Source organism: Pseudoalteromonas sp. DSM 26666 (genome assembly GCF_900116475.1).
GTDB classification, from domain to species: domain Bacteria; phylum Pseudomonadota; class Gammaproteobacteria; order Enterobacterales; family Alteromonadaceae; genus Pseudoalteromonas; species Pseudoalteromonas tetraodonis.
Window position 1 is genome coordinate 55,646 of sequence record NZ_FPAR01000011.1, and the last position, 20,457, is coordinate 76,102.

General features: G+C 41.1%; 18 protein-coding genes. 10 read left to right on the forward strand and 8 right to left on the reverse strand.

From position 1 onward, the window contains the following. Positions 1-858, forward strand: coding sequence for a putative metalloprotease CJM1_0395 family protein (locus BM380_RS16105; protein ID WP_090495188.1), 858 nt, complete (start codon positions 1-3; stop codon positions 856-858). 65 nt (positions 859-923) lie between these two features. Here the strand turns inward: BM380_RS16105 and BM380_RS16110 are convergent, their stop codons facing one another. From BM380_RS16110 to greB, 4 genes are all read right to left on the reverse strand, one after another. Next, positions 924-3,248 (reverse strand): Tex family protein, encoded by a 2,325-nt coding sequence (locus BM380_RS16110; RefSeq protein WP_090495189.1) that lies wholly within the window; start codon positions 3,246-3,248, stop codon positions 924-926. 168 nt (positions 3,249-3,416) lie between these two features. Then, a complete protein-coding gene (locus BM380_RS16115; protein ID WP_064662887.1) occupies positions 3,417-3,995 on the reverse strand; it encodes a CBS domain-containing protein in 579 nt (192 codons plus the stop codon). Between the two features lie 55 nt (positions 3,996-4,050). Continuing rightward, entirely contained in the window at positions 4,051-4,356 is a 306-nt protein-coding gene (locus BM380_RS16120; RefSeq protein WP_090495191.1) for a hypothetical protein, read from the reverse strand. 124 nt (positions 4,357-4,480) lie between these two features. Further along, a complete protein-coding gene (greB, locus tag BM380_RS16125) occupies positions 4,481-4,954 on the reverse strand; it encodes a transcription elongation factor GreB (RefSeq protein ID WP_024602196.1) in 474 nt (157 codons plus the stop codon). A gap of 183 nt (positions 4,955-5,137) precedes the next feature. Here greB and ompR point away from each other — a divergent pair, with 183 nt between their 5' ends. Both ompR and envZ read left to right on the forward strand, forming a co-directional pair. Next, positions 5,138-5,857, forward strand: coding sequence for an osmolarity response regulator transcription factor OmpR (gene ompR / locus BM380_RS16130; RefSeq protein WP_013466099.1), 720 nt, complete (start codon positions 5,138-5,140; stop codon positions 5,855-5,857). Positions 5,858-5,862: 5 nt separating this feature from the next. Then, complete coding sequence (gene envZ / locus BM380_RS16135; protein WP_013466098.1) at positions 5,863-7,176, forward strand: two-component system sensor histidine kinase EnvZ; 1,314 nt, start codon at positions 5,863-5,865, stop codon at positions 7,174-7,176. 41 nt (positions 7,177-7,217) lie between these two features. Here the strand turns inward: envZ and BM380_RS16140 are convergent, their stop codons facing one another. Together BM380_RS16140 and speE are read right to left on the reverse strand one after the other, a co-directional pair. Then, positions 7,218-9,260: a glycoside hydrolase family 97 protein gene (locus BM380_RS16140; RefSeq protein ID WP_090495193.1), complete on the reverse strand. Its 2,043-nt coding sequence runs from the start codon at positions 9,258-9,260 to the stop codon at positions 7,218-7,220. 139 nt (positions 9,261-9,399) lie between these two features. Then, positions 9,400-10,263 carry a polyamine aminopropyltransferase gene (gene speE, locus BM380_RS16145; protein WP_064662884.1) on the reverse strand — a complete coding sequence of 288 codons (864 nt, stop codon included), beginning with the start codon at positions 10,261-10,263 and terminating at the stop codon, positions 9,400-9,402. A gap of 199 nt (positions 10,264-10,462) precedes the next feature. On the opposite strand from speE, the gene speA reads away from it, so the two are divergent. Genes speA through BM380_RS16165 form a run of 4 tightly spaced genes read left to right on the forward strand, consistent with a single transcriptional unit; the run spans position 10,463 to position 15,471 of the window. Beyond that, the gene (gene speA / locus BM380_RS16150; protein ID WP_028834838.1) at positions 10,463-12,343 is read left to right on the forward strand and encodes a biosynthetic arginine decarboxylase; all 1,881 of its coding nucleotides are present in this window, start codon (positions 10,463-10,465) and stop codon (positions 12,341-12,343) included. A 60-nt stretch (positions 12,344-12,403) separates the two neighbouring features. Beyond that, positions 12,404-13,276, forward strand: coding sequence for an acyltransferase (locus tag BM380_RS16155; protein ID WP_008109502.1), 873 nt, complete (start codon positions 12,404-12,406; stop codon positions 13,274-13,276). Positions 13,277-13,294: 18 nt separating this feature from the next. After that, positions 13,295-14,215 carry an acetyltransferase gene (locus tag BM380_RS16160; RefSeq protein WP_090495194.1) on the forward strand — a complete coding sequence of 307 codons (921 nt, stop codon included), beginning with the start codon at positions 13,295-13,297 and terminating at the stop codon, positions 14,213-14,215. After that, a complete protein-coding gene (locus tag BM380_RS16165; RefSeq protein WP_016899329.1) occupies positions 14,212-15,471 on the forward strand; it encodes a mechanosensitive ion channel family protein in 1,260 nt (419 codons plus the stop codon). The genes BM380_RS16160 and BM380_RS16165 overlap by 4 nt, the downstream gene beginning before the upstream one ends. Here the strand turns inward: BM380_RS16165 and chrA are convergent. Then, positions 15,431-16,582, reverse strand: a complete 1,152-nt coding sequence (gene chrA / locus BM380_RS16170; RefSeq protein WP_090495196.1) for a chromate efflux transporter — start codon at positions 16,580-16,582, stop codon at positions 15,431-15,433. The genes BM380_RS16165 and chrA overlap by 41 nt on opposite strands. 184 nt (positions 16,583-16,766) lie before the next feature. Between chrA and BM380_RS16175 the strand changes: the two genes are divergently transcribed. Both BM380_RS16175 and BM380_RS16180 read left to right on the forward strand, forming a co-directional pair. After that, positions 16,767-17,399, forward strand: a complete 633-nt coding sequence (locus BM380_RS16175; protein ID WP_016899327.1) for a YiaD family glycine zipper/OmpA-like lipoprotein — start codon at positions 16,767-16,769, stop codon at positions 17,397-17,399. A 103-nt stretch (positions 17,400-17,502) separates the two neighbouring features. Then, positions 17,503-18,168, forward strand: a complete 666-nt coding sequence (locus tag BM380_RS16180) for a hypothetical protein (protein WP_090495197.1) — start codon at positions 17,503-17,505, stop codon at positions 18,166-18,168. 14 nt (positions 18,169-18,182) lie between these two features. On the opposite strand, the gene BM380_RS16185 is transcribed toward BM380_RS16180, so the two are convergent. Continuing rightward, positions 18,183-19,961 (reverse strand): ABC transporter transmembrane domain-containing protein, encoded by a 1,779-nt coding sequence (locus BM380_RS16185; RefSeq protein WP_090495199.1) that lies wholly within the window; start codon positions 19,959-19,961, stop codon positions 18,183-18,185. An 88-nt stretch (positions 19,962-20,049) separates the two neighbouring features. Between BM380_RS16185 and BM380_RS16190 the strand changes: the two genes are divergently transcribed. Beyond that, positions 20,050-20,448, forward strand: coding sequence for a DUF3224 domain-containing protein (locus BM380_RS16190; protein WP_008109495.1), 399 nt, complete (start codon positions 20,050-20,052; stop codon positions 20,446-20,448). Positions 20,449-20,457 lie beyond the last annotated feature (9 nt).

The window sequence follows — 20,457 nt, forward strand, 5'->3', positions numbered from 1 at the left end:
ATGAATATCGTCACGCCGTTTCCGTCTATCAATATAAACACTGCAAATGTTTATACGGAGACTGCTCGGCGTGACAATCAGTTACGTGAAGTCATTCCCCCAGCCGCTGCAAACACCGCCAGTAGTACTGAAAACAAAGCTCAAAGTGATGCAGAAAAAGCCAAACTACCTGGTAACAGCGATAGTTCAACTTATACTGCAAGCGGCAAAATTGCAGACAACAAAACTATTGAACAACGCGAAGACAATGCTGATAGTGATCAAGATGATGCCGAGCAAGAAAAACAGCAAGCTGCCGAAGAAGTTAGTGAGCAAGAAGAGCTTCAACTTGAGCAAGAACAGCAACAAATTAAAGAGCTAAAAGCTCGCGATACCGAAGTGCGAACCCACGAGCAAGCGCATGCCGCTGTTGGTGGACAATATGCCGGTTCACCCAGTTACGAATACCAAAGAGGCCCCGATGGCACTAATTATGCCGTAGGTGGTGAAGTACCGATTGATGTTGGGATTATCAATGGCGATCCGCAAGCAACCATCGATAAAATGCAAACGGTACGTGCTGCTGCACTAGCACCAGCAGAACCCTCAGGTGCCGACAGAGCGATTGCGGCAGACGCCACACAGAAAATGGCTGCCGCACAAGCTGAGTTAGCTTCAGCTGATGACGAAGACAGCAGCGAAGATAAAAGTAGAGTCAGTGCGTCGTTTTCTAATAGTGAAAGTTCAGAAGTAAAAACCGCTAAAAGCGAAGAACAATCGCGTGATATTGAAGTTGAAGCGCGTGCAGGACGCATTGCTAGCTTTTATCAACTGGCGACATCACCCGCGATTCAGAGCGAATTTTCAGCGCAAATTTAGCTTATTTAAAATGCATAAAAAAAACCGCCTAGGCGGTTTTTTTATTTTTAAATATATCGTTTAAATTACTTTTTCACTTTTGCGTTAGCAAAGGCGTCAGCAAAGGCATTCCCCATCATCGCATTGCCTGTATCGCGTTTAGGCTTAGGCGCTCGTGCTTGGTTGGTATTATTGCTGCGAGGCTTTTGCTGTGCCGCAGCAGCTGCTTTATTGCTGGTGTCTATGTCGTCATCTAGGCGCATAGTAAAACTAATGCGTTTACGGGCAGCATCGACTTCAACCACTTTTACTTTAACAATGTCACCTGCTTTAACCACTTCGCGTGGGTCTGAAATAAACTTGTTAGTAATAGCTGAAATATGCACGAGTCCATCTTGATGAACACCCACATCAACAAATGCACCAAAATTAGCAACGTTAGAAACCACACCTTCTAAAATCATACCAGGCTTAAGGTCACTAATTTTTTCAACACCGGCTTTAAACTCCGCGGTTTTGAATTCAGGACGTGGATCGCGACCTGGTTTATCAAGCTCGCTAATGATGTCAGTCACGGTTGGTAAGCCAAATCTATCGTCAATATAGTCGTTTGCAGCGAGTTTACTTAAAAATTCACTGTTACCAATTAAGTTATTTACGTCTACCTGATTATGTTCACAAATACGCTTAACGATTGGGTATGCTTCAGGGTGAACTGATGAGTTATCTAGCGGATCGCTGCCATTATTAATTCGTAAAAACCCGGCCGCTTGTTCGAATGCTTTTGGCCCTAAGCGTTCTACTTTTTTCAACTGACTACGTTTTGTAAATGACCCATTCGTGTCACGGTAGTTTACAATGTTTTGAGCCAACGTTTTGTTTAAGCCAGAAACACGTGCAAGCAAAGGCACTGAGGCCATATTTAAATCAACCCCCACACTGTTTACACAGTCTTCTACTACAGAAATTAGGCTTTGCCCAAGTTGGCTTTGTGATACATCGTGTTGATATTGGCCTACACCGATAGACTTAGGCTCTATTTTAACTAGTTCAGCTAATGGATCTTGTAGGCGACGTGCAATAGATACTGCACCGCGTAAAGATACATCTAAATCTGGGAACTCATTAGCGGCAAATTCAGACGCAGAATACACCGAAGCGCCGGCTTCACTGACCATAATTTTATTCAGTTTAAGCTCGGCATTGGCTTTGATAAGTTCGCCAACCAGTTTATCTGATTCGCGAGAAGCAGTGCCGTTACCAATCGCAATAAGCTCAACTTTATGTTGGCGACATAATTGCTCGAGCGTACGCAGTGATTTATCCCAATGATTTTGCGGTGCATGTGGGAAGATTGTTTGTGTAGCGAGCAGTTTTCCTGTGCTATCGACTACCGCAATTTTACAACCAGTACGCAAGCCAGGATCTAAACCAAGTGTCGTGCGAGGGCCTGCAGGCGCTGCCATTAATAAATCTTTTAAATTTTTAGCAAATACGTCAATGGCACCGGTTTCGGCTTTTTCACGCATTGCGGCTAAAAACTCGTTTTCTAAGTGTAGCCCAAGCTTAATTTTCCATGCCCACTGCACCACAGTTAATAACCATGCACTAGCAGGTTTGTTTTTAATATCTAGGCGGTAATGATCACTGATCATTTGGGCACATAACTGGGCTGGATTTTCAGCACTTGGCTCAGGATTAATCGTTAACTGTAAAATGCCTTCATTACGTGCTCTTAGCATGGCTAACGCACGGTGCGAGGGCACTTTTTTTAACGGCTCTTGATGCTCAAAGTAGTCTCTGTATTTAGCACCTGCTTGTTCTTGCCCATCAATTAACTTACTCTCAATCGCCCCATTTTGACTAATATGGCTTCTAAACTTAGCGAGTAATTTAGCGTCTTCAGCAAAACGCTCCATTAGAATAAATTTGGCACCATCAAGGGCTGCTTTTGTATCAATAATGGCTTTATCGGCATTAATATAGTGAGCGGCTTCAGCTTCTGGGTCGAGCATTGGGTCGTTAAATAACGCATTAGCAAGAGGTTCTAAACCGGCCTCAATAGCGATTTGACCTTTAGTGCGACGCTTTGCCTTATAAGGCAAGTATAAATCTTCAAGCTCGGTTTTACTTTGCGCTGCTTTTATATCAGCTGCTAATTCCCCGGTAAGCTTATTTTGAGATTCTATCGTCGATAGAATAAAGCCACGACGTTCTTCAAGTTCACGTAAATAAGACAAACGTTGTTCTAGAAGGCGTAGTTGGGTGTCATCTAATCCACCGGTCACTTCTTTTCTGTAACGGGCAATAAAGGGGACGGTTGCGCCTTCATCAAGTAACTTTGTTGCTGCAACCACTTGTTGCTGCTGTGCATTTAGCTCAGTTGCTAAACGTGCAGAGATATCGCTCATGCAAAAACCTTTTAATACAAAAAATAAGACCAGCTAAGAAGTTAACTGATGCGTCAATGTCTTGAATAATATCACAGGGGAGGGTAATAAAAAGCTCTTAAAGCAAGCTATTTTACTTGCTTTAAGATGCCATTACTGGGGTTGGAACTATACTAATAAAAAGCTGATTTAGTGAGGGTGCTCTATACTTTCGAGTACTTCACTAAATGTGTGCGCTATTGGACTAATATGAACAGGAATTTGCAGCTTACGTGCTATATCGCGTGCTGAAATTAAACCACTTATTTCATTATTAGCCGCAGTGACTAATAAAAACATAGCGCCATGATGTTCCATAGTTTGCAGTGCATCACCAATGCATGAGTAGCTTAAGCTTTTCATACTTACACCCATTAAATTACTTAGCGGTGTCATTAAATAGCGCAAGCTAATTTCACTACGAGGCAAGCCTAAACGCTGTGCTAAAATCATGATTTTTGAGCTTTGTAAATCAGCACTCGCCACTATACCTACTAGCTTTTGCTGCTCATCAGTTACCAAAATAAAATCAGAGCGTTGAGTCGTTAACTGTTTTGACGCTTGTTCAATTGTTGTATCAAACGATGCACGCATCGGGCTTGTATCAGTAAAACTAGTCACCACTTGTGTAGCAGGTGAAGTTAAATCAATGACAGTTTCATTAGTAAATGTATTCGCAATAGTGCCATGCGAAATATCTTGGGTACGGAGTTCTTTGAAGTTAGACATAATATCCACCTAATTAGTTATAAAATTTAATAATGTTTAAAAGCAAGTTATTAAACTAAATAATGGGTGGCGCTCGCGGGTGTGCATGGCTGTAGGGTGTGACTAAAAGGCTGCTTTCATAATGAAAGTAAAACGCTAAAGGAAGTGGTTGAATTTCTCTAAGCGCAATAACACCGACATGAGAATCTATATCGGTGTCGAGGTTTGCTTGGTCAGGAGAGTCGCAAACAATAAATTCTGCAGGTGTAAAACCAGCATCAATTTGCGTATTTTTGGGTGTTGCATGCAATGTCAAACTTACACTCATAAAGAGTGTAAACAATAGGGCATGTTGTAATATGCGCGCTGTAATGTTTGACATAGTGACGACCTTAATTAACTACTCTCAAATTAATACATCATAACTTGAGTTACTTTAGTTATAGCTTACTCAGATAATATAAACAATAAAAAGTTAATATGATCTGAATCAAAACTAAGCCGTTTTATTTTTGGTAGGAAATATTATTTACATACCATTGCTTAGCACCTTGAGGGGTCATGACCTCAAAATCATCGTCTACTTGTTTTTTTAATAGTGCTCGCGCCATCGGTGAGTCAATAGAAATGTAATCGTTACGATCATAAATTTCATCGGGACCGACAATTCTAAACTTTTTACACTCCCCAGCCTCGTTTTCTATTTCAACCCAAGCACCAAAAAAAACTTTGCCGTCTTGCACGGGTGAGTAATCAACAATTTTTAAATCGGGGATGCGCTTACGTAGATAGCGCACTCGGCGGTCTATTTGGCGTAATAGACGCTTGTTATACTGATAGTCTGCATTTTCAGAGCGATCACCAAGGCTTGCAGCCCAACTCACAATTTTAGTGACTTCTGGGCGTTTTACATTCCAAAGATGGTCATGTTCTTGCTGAAGTTGTAAATAACCTTCGCGAGTAATTAAGTTTGTTTTCACGCCGTGTTCTTGTTTAATTTTCATGTGTGGCACGGTATTAAAATAAAGGCAGCTTGTCGAGATAAAATAGCCACCAATGGGTTTGAAATGTTCAGTAACAATCTAAGCACTTAATTAGTTTTTTATTATTAAGTTTTTCATTTATATTAACTATTAATAAATTATAAAAATAAGCAACAGATTATGGGACAAGAGACAGTAAAAGTATTAGTGGTTGATGACGATAAACGTTTGCGCAGTTTGCTTGAGCGCTATTTAGTAGAGCAAGGATTTATTGTTAGAACAGCCGCCGATTCACAGCAAATGGATAGGCTTATTGAGCGTGAAAACTTTCACTTAATGGTGCTTGATTTAATGCTGCCCGGAGAAGACGGGCTCTCTATTTGCAGACGGTTACGTCAAAAAGAAAACCAAATCCCAATTGTGATGTTGACCGCTAAAGGTGATGAAGTAGACCGCATTATTGGTTTGGAGCTCGGTGCTGACGATTATATTCCTAAACCGTTTAATCCACGTGAGTTACTTGCCCGCATAAAAGCAATTTTACGTCGCCAATCAAAAGAAGTGCCAGGGGCGCCCTCAGCAGAAGAGAATTTAATCAAGTTTGGTAAATTTACCTTAAATTTAGCCACACGAGAAATGAGCGAAGGGGATAATACCGTATCACTCACAAGTGGTGAATTTGCCGTATTAAAAGCGTTGGTATCTCATCCTCGAGAGCCGTTAAGTCGTGATAAATTAATGAACTTGGCAAGAGGTCGTGATTACAGTGCGCTAGAGCGTAGTATTGATGTGCAAGTGTCACGCCTTCGCCGTATGATTGAAGTGGATGCGGCTAACCCGCGTTATATTCAAACTGTATGGGGATTAGGTTATGTGTTTGTTCCTGATGGTGAAAAGTAATAATTATGGGGATGTTTCCACGTAGTGCGTTTGGGCAAACTGTTTTTTTAGTAGCAGCTTTGTTGCTGATTAACCAAATTGTATCCTACGTCACAGTAAGTTTATATGTTGTTAAACCCACCATTGAGCAAGTTAATTTGATGCTCGCTAAGCAAATTAAAACTGTATTTATTGACTGGGAAGATGGTGTTGAAGTAACCGATGAAGTTTCAGAAAAGTTTTTTGAAATAACCGGTATTGAGGTGATGACTCAGCGTGAAGCGATGCGCAATGGCTTAGGGCAAAGTCGTGAGTATTCAGGGCTATCGCGAAGTATGTCAGAGCAGTTGAATGGGTTTTCTCGGGTACGCATTAGTCAAACCGATCCACTTATTTATTGGGTGGAAGCCCCGCAAGCACCGGGCTATTGGGTTAAAGTTCCCTTAACCGGATTTAAAGAAAGTAATCTTGAATTTTTAACTTTTTACTTATCCAGTATAGGCTTTTTAAGTGTATTAGGCGGGTGGCTATTTGCAAGACATTTGAACCGACCATTAAAAGCACTGCAACAAGCGGCAATAAAAGTAGGCGTTGGTGATTTTAGTACTAAGTTACAAGAACAAGGCTCAAGTGAAGTTATTGAGGTAACGCGGGCTTTTAACCAAATGTCGCGAGGTATAGCAGCCCTTGAAAATGATCGTCGATTACTCATGGCCGGTGTCTCTCACGACTTACGCACACCGCTTACCCGTATTCGCTTAGCCACAGAAATGATGGTTGATGAAGATGATTATTTACGCGAAGGTATTATTTACGACATTGAAGATATGAATGGCATTATTGATCAGTTTATTGAATATTTACGCCATCATAAACGTGAAGAACAAAGCTATGAAGATATCAATGCGTTGGTAGCCGAAGTCGTACAAAGTGAATTAAAGCATCAACGTGTTATCACGTTTGAAAGCAATCCTAACCTAGGTAATATTCCCATCAGCTCAGTTGCTATTAAGCGAGTAGTGACGAATATGATTGAAAATGCACTGCGTTACTCGCAAGGGGATATTGAGGTGCAAAGTTATTTTAATAGCAATAAAAAGTACGTCATTATTGCGGTTAACGATAATGGCCCAGGTATTCCTGAGAGTGAATTAGAATCAGTGTTCGAACCATTTAAGCAAGGTGACGCTGCACGAGGCAGTGAAGGCAGTGGTTTAGGCTTAGCTATTATTAAACGCATTATAGACATGCATAATGGCAAGGTTGTGCTCTCTAATCGCCCTGAAGGTGGTTTAAGTGCGCAAATATATTTACCGGTTAAAGTGGTTAATCAAAACTAAATAAAGCTATCCGCCGTTATATGCGGATAGCTTTAACCATTTTATAGTGCTTTAAAACGAATGGCTGTACCACCACTGGTGGCCAATTTTAGTGTGAGTTTATCATTTGCGGTAACAGTGCGTTTTTCGATTTTTAAATCGTAAGGGTTGTTCTTCCACTCTGCCTTATCACCATCTTTGTAGATTTGCGCTTCAAACTGTTTATCTTTATCTAAGAAGTCGAGTTTAACCTCAATGGTGCGGGCGTTTTCATCAGTTACAGCGCCTAAGTACCAGTCATTACCAGTGTGCTGATCGCGTTTACGTTCTTTTCGTGCAAATACAATAAAGTCGCCTACTTCTCCATCAAGCGCAATACTTTGTTGCCAATCGGTCGGTACGTCTTGAATAAATTGAAAAGCATCGGGCTTAGCTAAATAATTTTTAGGTAAATCAGCCGCCATTTGAATTGGGCTGTATATTACAACATAAAGTGCTAATTGCTTTGCAAGTGTTGTTTGCGGACGGTTTGTATCGCCACCTAAGCCATTAAAACTCATGTCAAAAATACCCGGTGTAAAGTCCATTGGGCCTGCAAGCATACGCGTAAAAGCAAGCATTGGAATGTGCTCTGGTGGATTGGGTGGCGTGCCCCATGCGTTAAATTCTTGGCCGCGAGCGCCTTCACGAGCAATCCAATTAGGGTAAGTTCGGCGAAGGCCGGTGTCTTTTATTGGCTCATGAGTATTAATACTTATTTTATGTTTTGCAGCTAGCTTAACGTTGTATAAGTACTCATTAACCATAAATTGGCCGTCATGCCACTCAAAACGGGCAATGCCGTTTTCATCAATGCGTTTAATATTGCCACCATCGGCCACATAACCGGTTTTAATTTGGCTTACATTTGATTGCTCGTAAAGCGCAAAAGCGTCTTCCATTTGATTACGATAATTTGTTACGTTACCTGAGGTTTCATGGTGGCCAATTAACTGCACCCCTTTTTGCTTACCGTAGCGGGTAAGCTCCTCAATATCAAAGTCATCATATGGTTGGGTAAAGCTAAATACATCGCCATTAAAAAACCAGTCGCCATCCCAACCGGTGTTCCAACCTTCCACTAATACACCATCAAAGCCGTATTTTGCGGCAAAGTCCATGTAGTATTTAGTATTTTTTGTGGTAGCACCGTGTTTTTCGCCACTACCCCAAGTATTCTCATTGATGTGCATGCCCCACCAAATACCTACGTATTTGCCTGGTTTAACCCAGGACACATCACCGAGCTTATTTGGCTCATTTAGATTTAAAATAATATCTGAATTAACTAAGTCTACCGCATGTTCGCCAATTTGAATGGTGCGCCAAGGCGTATTAAATGCACCGTGCTTTTTGACTGCTATACCATCTGACCATGGCGTTAAATCGGCGCTAAAAGTGCCTGGGCGACGTTGGTTAAGCACCATGCCCGCATAATCGACTAGGGCTGCTTCATGAATGCTGACATGCACGCCGTTGCCATTTTTAAAGGTAAAAGGGGTGTGAGCGAGTGCAGCATCTTGTAAGGCTGTGGTGTTGTAGACATATTCGTAACGATTCCAACCGCGAGCAGGTATCCACCATGCGGTGGCTTTATCGGCACCGGCGATGGCAAACTCGGTCAGCTCTTTAGTAATTTCTGTTTTTTCAAAACCGGCTTGTTTAGGGACTTCATAGCGAAATCCCACACCGCTATCAAAGGCTTTAAATCGCACTGTGTATGTGCCACCGTGGGGTGCGGGTTTATTAAAGGTAACGGCAATTTCATTGTGCTTGTCGATAACGGTTTGACGCTCACCCCAAGGCTGTTGCCATTGGCTATCTGTTTGTGAGTGGATTACTTCACTAATAACAAAGCCTTCATCAAATGGCGCTTGGCTTTTAAATCTAAAACCTAAATGTGACTGCGCAATAACAGGTTTACCATTAAAGCTAATAGAATAGTAAGGAGATGAAGATTGATCAGATATGGTGATTTTAATTTTTTGATCAGGCGATTCCAGCATGGCTTCTTTTGCAAAAGCGCTGCTTGAAAGTAAAGCAACTAGCAGTAAAGGTAATCTCATTGTGTGTCCTTTATGTCAAATTGTAGACTATGAGCATAAAGTGAAGGTGGGGTTATTACGAGATGACTGCAAACGTATTCAATGTAATTAAACACATAAAAAAGGGCTCTAGCGAGCCCTGTTTTATATTTATAACTTATTATTTTTTATCAAAAGCGCGTTTCATGTAATTAGGTGTTGCGAGTGCACCGTGATGAATGCCGCCATTGTAGTATTCACTATGCTGTGCAATTATTGCTGCGCCGTCTTCTCTAAAGCCATTAAATGCCTCAGATTTGCGAGCTAGCGTCACTGACCATAACCCACTTGGGTAAATAGGTTGTGGGAATGGGAGTGTTTGTAAATCGTTAAAACCAACACTTAGCATAGCTTCGCGCATTTCAACCAACAGTGGCATATGCATTAATGGCGATTCACTTTGTTGTACCAGTATTCCACCAGGGCGAAGTGCGTTTAAACAGCTAGTATAAAACGCATGGTTAAATAAACCTTCACCTGGGCCTACCGGATCAGTACCATCAACAATTACTACATCAATAGACTCACCAGCTGCTTCGCGCATGTATTTAATGCCATCGTCAAACATCACAGTAGCACGAGGATCGTTATTTGATTCACATAACTCAGGGAAGTACTTTAACGACATTTGGGTAACGACTTCGTCAATATCTATTTGAGTTACAGTTTCTACGCTTGGGTGCTTGAGCACTTCACGTAATGTACCGCAATCGCCGCCACCAATAATAACTACGTTTTTTGGGTTTGGATGCGCCAGTAATGCTGGGTGGCTGATCATTTCGTGGTAAAAAAAGTTTTCACGGCTACTTACCATAGTACAACCATCAATGATCATTAAATTACCAAAGTCTGTGGTTTCAAACATTTCTACTTTTTGAAAAGGAGACTGTTTTTCATCTAACTTTTTGTTAATACGTAATGAAAATGCGCTGCCATCGCGGTCGCTAATTTCAGTAAACCACTTACTTTGATCTAAATTTGCCATAGTTGTTGTTACACTTTTGGTTGAGTATGAAAAAAAGGAGGCAATTCTGCCAGTGCTTGGCCTATTGCTCAATCAAATTTTACTCTCTTTAGCGAATAAAGTTAGCTATAAAGAGGGGAAAGTTCAATTTTTGTTAGCTTAGCAGATAGTGACGTATTAAAATGCCCCTTTACACCTAATTTAATAAAGAAGAGTTGCCATGACTTGGGGTTTAGAAACAGCACGTGCTACATACAATGTTGCTCATTGGAGCGATGGTTATTTTGATATTAACGCACAAGGTGAGTTGATAGCCTATCCTGATGGCGACCAAACAAAACCTGCCATTTCTTTAAGTCAGCTTACTGAGCAATTTAAGCAGCAAGGGTTAACATTGCCCGTACTGGTGCGCTTTACTGATATTTTAAAAAATCGTGTAGATACGCTCACCAATGCCTTTACTCAAGCGCGCACTAACCGCGAATATAACGGCAAATACACCTGTGTTTATCCTATTAAAGTAAACCAGCAGCGCTCTGTTGTGAGTAAGTTATTAGCTCACCCAAGTGGCTTAGTGGGACTTGAAGCCGGTTCTAAGCCTGAACTAATGGCCATTTTAGGGGTGGCGAAAGAGCCTATTACTATTGTATGTAATGGCTACAAAGACAGCGAGTTTTTACGCTTAGCCTGTATTGGTCAAGCAATGGGACACAGCGTTAAAATTGTGGTTGAAAAACTCTCAGAGCTAACCACATTGCTTGAAGAAATTGATAATTTAGGCATTGAACCGGCTATTGGAATTCGTATTCGCTTAAATTCGGTTGGCAAAGGTAAATGGCAAAATACCGGTGGTGAAAAAGGTAAGTTTGGTTTAACCGCAGGGCAAGTACTCAGTGCAGTGGAAGTACTTAAGCAACATAACAAGTTGCATTTAATGCAAATGGTGCATTTTCATATTGGTTCTCAAATCGCCAATATTCGTGATATTCATCGTGCCTTGCGCGAATGTGCTCGCCATTTTGCTGAATTAACTCAATACGGTGTACCGCTAAATACGGTTGATGTGGGTGGCGGGCTTGGCGTTGACTATGAAGGCTCAGGCTCACGTAGTGCCTGCTCAATGAACTACACAGTCGAAGAATACGCGCGTAATGTAGTGAATGCATTTGCCGATGTGTGCGATCAGCATAACTTAACGCATCCTGCGATTATTACCGAATCTGGCCGTGCATTAACGGCTCATCATGCGGTGTTGATCACCGATGTCATTGATGTAGAAAAAGCACCGAATCATTTAAACCCAGAACCGCCATTGGAAAACAGCGCATTAGTGCTAGATGAAATGTGGCAATGCTTACAACGTTTGAACCCACGTATGGCACTTGAAATATATCATGATGCTATGCACTTATTTAGCGAAGCACACGATCAATACGTGCATGGTTTAGTGAGCATGCTAGAGTGGGCGAAAATAGAGCAGCTTTACTTTACGATTTTACACCGAGTTCGTGCATCGTTAAGCGTTAACGCACGCGCTCATCGCGAAGTGCTGGATGATTTAAACGAAAAGCTAGCCGATAAACTGTTTGTGAATTTTTCATTGTTTCAGTCATTACCTGATGTATGGGGTATTCAGCAGTTATTTCCGGTCATGCCCATCGAAAATCTAACGCAGCCGCTTACTCAGCGCGCGATTATCCAAGACATTACTTGTGATTCTGACGGGCAAATACGTGAGTACGTTGAAGGTGCAGGTATTGAAACAAGTTTACCTATCCCTGAATATACACAAGGTCAGCAGTATCATATTGCCATGTTTATGGTGGGGGCATACCAAGAGATTTTAGGTGACTTACATAACCTATTTGGTGATACCGACTCAGTCCATGTTGAGCTAAATGAGCAGGGATATGTATTAACCAATGCCATTAAAGGAGACAGCGTTAAGGATGTATTAAAATTTGTTGATTATGATAGCGAGTTATTAGCTGATAACTTTGCCACTCAAATTAATAAACTTGATGTATCAGAACACTGTAAAGAAGGGTACCTAGCCGAGCTCAATGCAGGGCTTGAGGGCTACACCTATTTTGAAGATTAATTTAGTTGCATAGTTAAGCGCGGTCTTAGTGGCTGCGCGATGTTTAAAGGAATAGAAGTAATGTCAGTTATTCGCAGTGTATTTAGTATTTTCTTTTATACAATAAACACTCTTTTTTGGTTTGTGCCTATTTTTATTTGTGGCATCGTTAAGTTAATCCCAATCAAACCACTACAAAAATTAATGAGCTGGACGGCCAAGCAATGTGCCTCTATTTGGGTGACCTTCAACACGTTAAATCAGACGTTATTAACGCCAACTAAACTTAATGTTATTGGCCTTGAAGAGCTTAAATTAAAAGATTGGTACCTAGTCATTGCTAACCACCAAAGCTGGGTGGATATTTTAGTGTTACAGCGGGTGTTTAACCGAAAAATACCTTTTTTGAACTTCTTTTTGAAAAAAGAGCTTATTTACGTACCTGTTTTAGGTTTGTGTTGGTGGGCACTCGACTTTCCTTTTATGACCCGTACAAGTAAAAGCCAATTAAAAAAGAATCCTAAATTGCGTGGTAAAGATTTAGAAACCACCCGTAAAGCCTGTGAAAAATTTAAAGAAATGCCAGTCAGTGTGGTTAACTTTGTTGAAGGGACGCGGTTTACAGCGCAAAAGCATGCGCGTCAAAATAGCCCGTTTCCTCACTTACTTAAACCGAAAGCGGGTGGTGTGGCGTTTGTAATGCAAGCCATGGGTGAGCAAATTTCTAAAGTGGTAAATGTCACTATTCATTACCCTGAGGGCATTCCTACCTTTATGGATTTTGCAGCCGGTAAAGTAAAACACATTGATGTACATGTTGAAGTAAAAGGCGTTAGTGACGACTTAATTGGTGATTACACTAATGATCCTGACTTTAGAGTACGCTTTCAAAGTGAATTAAATCGCGTGTGGGAAGAAAAAAACCAGACGTTGGTTAATCTCAAACAAAAATAACAAAATGAGCTGACAGTTATGCTAAAAAAATGGTTACCTAATTGGTTAAATGGCTTAATTGTTGGCTGTGTTTTATTTGCTAATTTAATAATATTTGGCGCATTAGTGCTTACCCTTGGGTTAGTTAAATTAGTGCTGCCCATACCTGTAGTGGGTAAATTATTACACAGTGCGTATAAAGGGTGGTGCAAAGGTAACCGCTTAGGGCTGTGGCTAGGCTGTAATAATATTAAAGTTAATATTAGTGGGGAGGTAAACGCCAACAGTTGGTATTTGCTAATCAGTAATCATATTAGCTGGCTTGATATTGCGGTATTGAGCTCGTTGGATGCATTGCCAGCCCCTAAGTTTTTTTTAAAAGATGAGCTTAAATATGTGCCATTTATTGGCACTGGTGCGTGGGCGATGGGTATGCCCTTTATGAAACGAGTGACCAAAGCGCAATTGGCTAAAAATCCGAATTTAAAAGGCTTAGATGTCGAGCGTACTAAGCGCAGTTGCCGTAACTTTCGTCATCATCCTACAACCATAGTTAACTTTGTAGAAGGTACGCGTTTTACTGCGCAAAAGCACCAGCATCAACAAAGTCCTTTTCAGCATTTATTAAAACCTAAGGCTGGTGGAACTGCTTTTGCCTTAGAGGTTTTAAACGAGCAGTTTGACGCTATGCTTAACACCAGTTTAGTGTATAGCGGTCAGTCAGATCATGTTTGTCGTAATATTTTAAAAGGCGAGTTGGAGTCTATTCATATTACTATTGAGGTTATGCCAATAAATACACAGATGATTGGCAGTTACCAAACCGATAAGGCATTCAGGGCCCAGTTTCAGCAATACTTAAATAACTTATGGACAGTAAAAGATAAGCAATTAAGCGCTATTCATATTCAACAAGCTAGTACTGAATTAACACCCAGTAAGGAAATTGAAATACCATGAGCAAAACACACCTACAGGAGCTAATTACTCCTTGGTTTGAAAAAGTCCCCGATGCTTTTTTTCTCAGTGCAATCACCGCCTCATCAATTGGCATTCTTTCATTATTATTTGTTTACTTATTTACTCGTCGCTTAATGTTACCGGGTATTCAAAAGGTGGTGACTAAACTCTCTCCTGAGCGTATTGGTTCATTGTCACCTATGTTAACTAAGCTGAATAAACGAATTGCTTGCTTGTTATGTTGTGTACTTTTTTTAGCCACATTTGATAGTGTTTATCCGGTTAATGCAATTGCTCAAGAGATCCTTAAAACCATTGGCCAAGCATTATTAATTATTTATATTGGTTTTATTATTAGCAGCATAGTGAGCATTGCTGGCGCTATTTATAACCAATTAGATTTTGCCCGAGAAGTACCTATTCAAGGCTTAATTCAAGTGGTTAAGCTGATCACCTTTATTGTGTGTTCAATATTAATTGTTAGTATTGTGCTTGAAAAATCGCCGACTTATATTCTCTCTGGTTTTGGTGCTATTGCCGCTGTTACTTTATTAGTATTTAAAGACACCATATTAGGTTTTGTCGCCAGCATTCAAATTGCCGCTAATCGTTTGGTGACCTATGGAGATTGGATCCAAGTAGATAACTACGGCGCCGATGGCGAAGTAATTGATTTAGGACTTAATACTGTAAAAGTGCGTAACTGGGATAATACCATAACGACCATCCCTACTTATATGCTGGTGGCCGGTTCATTTAAAAATTGGCGCGGTATGCAAGAATCTGGTGGGCGTCGCATCAAGCGTTCTTTAAACATTGATATGAACAGCATCTTTTTAGTTGATGACGATTTTAAAGCGCAAATAGAAGCGGCTATACCACTGCAAGAATATATTCGACTAGGCACACTTCCCGATCCGGTGTCGAACTTAGGACTATTTCGTCGCTATGCAGAGGGTTACTTAAAACAACACAGTAAAATCAATACCTCGCTCACACTTATGGTGCGTGAACTACAACCGCTTAATCATGGCTTACCGATTGAGTTTTACTGCTTCAGTGAAGACAAACGTTGGATATCGTACGAGCACTTACAAGCTGAAATTATGGACCATTTACTGGCCGTATTACCTGTGTTTGGGCTGCGCGCTTATCAAAGTGTCAGTGGACAATTAAGCCCAGCTGACGGGGCCAATATGGCAGGTAAACCCAGCATTAAAGTGCCCAATAATGCTGTCCAAGGCCAACACCAATAAACAATAACAATAGCCACCAAATAGGTGGCTTTTTAATACGTAACCATGCAAACGCAGCAATCACTAATGCAATTTGCCAAATATTGCTTACGGCAGAAGTCCAAATGGGTGAATATAATGCAGCTGCCAAAAAGCCAACTACAGCAGCATTAAGCGCTGCAATTGAGCTGGCAAAGCGAGGATTACTGGCCAAGTTTATCCAGCTTTTTTGAAACGCCAGCATCAGTAAAAAACCGGGTAAAAATATCAATAATGTTGCGATTAGCGCACCCACTAATGGTTGTGCAGAGCTCAATTGTGCCCCCAAGTAGGTGGCGATAGTAAACATTGGGCCAGGAACGGCTTGGGCACTGGCGTACGCAGTTAAGAATTGATCATTACTCAGCGTTGGAACTCCCGCTTGCAAAACAGGTAATACAACGTGTCCACCACCAAATACCATGGCACCTGCTTGGTAAAAAGGCGCGAATAACGCAGCGTTTTCGCCAAGTGGGATAAAGCTGATGGCAAGTAGTAGTGCAAATAAGCCAAGAGCAATCCAATTGATGTTGGTTTTTTCTCTGCTAACATTTTCTGTAGATTTAGCTAAGTTAAGTAAAGGCCATAAAGCACCGATAATGGCAGCGGTTACTAAAATGGCGATTTGAGTGCCCAACATAGGAAATAAAATCAGTGCTAAAGTACTCATTATTGCCAGAAGTTTAAGTACCGCACTGGTGCAAAAGCTTTTCGCCATACTAAGGGTCGCATCAGCAACAATAACCACGGCAAATAGTTTCAAACCTGCAATAAAAGCAAAATAAACAGCATCAAACTGATGTGCACTTATTGCAATTAGCACCATGATCAAAAACGAAGGCAGGGTAAAGCCTATAAACGCAGCGATACCACCGAGTACACCAGCACGTTCTACGCCAATAGCAAAGCTAACCTGGCTTGAACCAGGGCCTGGCAGAGCTTGACTTAAGCTAATTAGCTGCGCGTAACGCGCTGTACTTAACCAGCGAAGCGAATCAACAAAGTGGTGCTTAAAGTAACCTAAATGCGCGGCAGGGCCGCCAAAGCTCATGCAGCCAAGCAAAAAGAACTGTCTAAAAATCGCAATTAACATAGTGTCCATCGCCTTTTGATAAATCATAAAATTGTCACAAACAAGTATGACATTATTATGAAACGCTATCACTACTTCCTTATTTGATAGGCAATATCAACGCTTATACATTATTCTTCATTGTTGGTTCATACATATATTTGCATAATCGCAATAATAAATTCTAAATGAATAGGAAATTACCATGATGTTAACTAAATCACTTTTAAGTGTCACTGTCGTTGCTGTATTACTTTCTGGCTGTGAAATGAATAACACAGGTAAAGGTGCCGCTATTGGTGCAGCCGCGGGTGGTATTTTAGGTAAAGCTACAGGTAATCATAAAGATAAGCGTATTTTTATTGGTGCAGCTATTGGTGCGCTAGCGGGTGCTGCTGTAGGTGATTACATGGATAAACAAGAAGCTGCTTTTCGTGATGAGTTAGCGGGTTCGGGAGTTGAAGTGGTTCGTGAAGGCGATAACTTACGCTTAGTGATGCCCTCTAATATTACGTTTGCGACTGATCAATCTTATATTTCATCGGGCTTTCATGACACTCTAAATGCGATAGCAAGTGTAATGAATAAATACGAAAAAACCTACTTAAGTGTTGAAGGTCACACCGACAGCACGGGCAAAGACAGTTACAACATGACTCTTTCAGAGCAGCGTGCACAAAGTGTAAAAAACTACTTAGTGAACCAGCAAATTATGGCGGCACGAGTAAGCACGAGTGGCTATGGCGAATCACGCCCAATAGCGACTAACGACACAGCGAATGGTCGTGCGCAAAATCGCCGAGTAGAAATTCAAATTGTACCAAACACTCAAGGTTAGTTTTGTAGTTACAAACCGCGTTTGCGCGCGGTTTGTGTACTTATTTAAAGGGCACTTTTAAATAAGTTAGTTGTCATAAGGAGTTCTTCATAGGGACATGTTTATGACAAATTGGCGTACAGCAATTATTTTATCGGTATGTTTACATGGGTTAGTTTTGTTTTTTTTAACTACCTTAAAAGCCCCTAAAATTAAACAGCCGCAATTAACGCCAATTAAAGCGTATATGGTGAATGTGCCTGCCAAAACTAAAGTAACGCAACAAGCCACTCAGCAAAGCGCTAATAAAAATGTTAATACAGAAATAACCCCAACCAAGCCTGTTAATGCAACCCAATCAAAACCACTAAATGCGACTAATAAAAAAACAAAGGAGACGACTGAGCCGGTAAGTACCACCTCCATAAACACCCACCCTGTAACCGCAACGTCTTATAAAAAGATCGACCTGAAAAAAGGGCTCAATAGTATTTTACAGCAACAAACTGGCTATTCTGATACTGCAAAGAATGACCCTCAGAAAAAGCGCATTACCGTCCCAAAAGAGCATGCAGGGAAGGTGAAGCCGCTATTAAAAATAGAGCAGCAAAATATGCAATTTACCACTTACCGACGAGGTGATAGCTGTTTTAAAAAGGTATCTATTGGTGCTGGGGTTATGCCCAAAAAGGACTTGCCAGAGAGTTATATCGTTGGTGTAAAGTGCGATAAAACCAAGCTAACAAAGGCTTACGATACCGCAATGAATAAATGGCTTCATAAAAAGTAACTACTAAAGCGCAATTAATCTAGATTAAACTGTAATTCACATAGTTTTTGATACAAAGGGTTACTTGCCATTAATTGCTGATGAGTGCCTATAGCTTTTATTTCGCCATTTTCCATTACCACAATCATATCGGCATGTTTTACCGTGGCCAGTCTATGGGCAATAATCAGCGTTGTTCTATTTTGCATTAAGTGTTCAAGTGCGGCCTGAACATGATGCTCGCTTTGTGCATCAAGCGCGCTGGTAGCCTCATCAAGTAGCAGTATTTCTGGGTCTTTTAAAATGGCGCGAGCAAGAACAATACGCTGCTTTTGCCCACCCGATAGCCTTACACCTTGTTCACCTAAGAAGCTATTATAGCCTTGTGGTAACTGTTTTATAAATTCATCAGCATGGGCATGTTTGGCGGCCGTATAAACTTGCTCGTCACTGGCGCTTGGGTTTCCATAGCGAATGTTATGCATAACATCAGAGCTAAATAAAATCGGGTTTTGTGCCACCATCCCCATTTTGTTACGCAAGGTATTTAATGACAACTGTTTAATATTTATATTATGAAACTTAATCGCTCCGCTGGCAGGGTCATAAAAACGCTGTAACAGTTCAAACAAGGTGGTTTTACCGGCACCGGAAGGGCCAACAATAGCCACAGTTTTACCTGTTTCAATATTTAAGCTGATATTATTTAATGCGCTTACATCTGGGCGAGAAGGGTAATTAAAACTAATACTTTCAAGTGAAATTGCACTGTTGCTGGTTGTTGCATGTAACTGATCATCTTTTGGAATTTCGGGATTTTGTATTTTACTTTCAACCGCAAGTAGCTCGAGTAACCTTGCTGCTGCTCCTGCTGCGCGTTGTAGTTCACCGTAAACTTCTGCAACGGTCGCTACCGACATGGCCACCATAATGGCATAAAACACAAAAGCACCGAGTTCACCGCCCGTCATAGTGCCTGCTAACACATCACTACCGCCTACCCAGAGCATGGCACTAATAGCACTAAAGGTCAGAAAAATAACTGCTGCAATTAAAAACGAACGTTGTTTAATTCGGCTTTTAGCCACATTAAAGGCCTTTTCGGTTTCAAGCGCAAAAGCAGATTGTTCTAGTTGTTCGTGGCTATAACTTTGTACCACTTTTATGTTTTGAATGATCTCACCCGCGTAGGTGCTTATATCGGCAATAGCATCTTGGCTAGAACTGGCGAGTTTGCGCACCTTTTTACCAAACACTATCATAGGCACCAGTACTAAAGGGACGCAGGCCACAACGACCAAGGTAAGCTTTAAATTAGTAACAAGCAGCATAATTAAACCACCGACTAACATTAGCGAGCTTCGCAGTGCCATAGAAAATGACGAGCCAATAATAGATTGTAATAATGTGGTGTCGGTGGTTAAACGCGACATCAGCTCGCCGCTACGATTTTCTTCAAAGTAACTCGGGTGCAAGGTAACAATACGATTAAACACGGCTTTTCGAATGTCGTTACTGACTCGTTCGCCAATCCACGACATTAAATAAAATCGGCTGAATGTACCCACTGCCAATAAACTGATCAAACCAATTAATACCAACACAGCTTGTTGTAATTGCGCTTGCGAGCCGGCAATAAAGCCATGATCAATCACAAATTTAACGCCTTGCCCTAGCGATAAGTTAACTCCTGCGGTGGCAAGTAACGCCACTAAAGCCCCTAAAACTACCCATTTATAAGGCTTAATAAAATTGAATATAGGGAATAAAGCGCTAAAGGCGGCTTTATCTGAAGCAGGCTTGTCTGTAGGCATAGTAGATTCTTATTGATGATTAAGGTATAGATATGGCATCAATAGATTAAAAATCAATAGTATTAAAAATCATCAATAAGGAAAAATTATGACAACTAAACAGGTAACAGGCGAGTTTACCGTTACATTAGCGCCTATAGAGGGGTATGCACACGGGCAGCAAGGCGTTAATTTAGGTCGTATGTCGATTGATAAACAATTTACTGGTGGCCTAACCGCAACTAGCCAAGGTGAAATGCTCAGCGCCATGACCCCCACCCAAGGCAGTGCCGGTTATGTGGCTATTGAACAAGTAATAGGCGAACTTGATGGTTTGCAAGGTGGTTTTGTACTGCAGCATTTTGGCACCATGGATAAAGGCCAAGATAGCTTGATTTTAAAAGTGGTACCCGACTCAGGCACTGATGAGCTCGCAGGATTAACAGGCAGTATGAAAATACGGATTGAGCAAGGGATTCACCATTACGATTTTGAATACATGTTATAAGTTTAACAA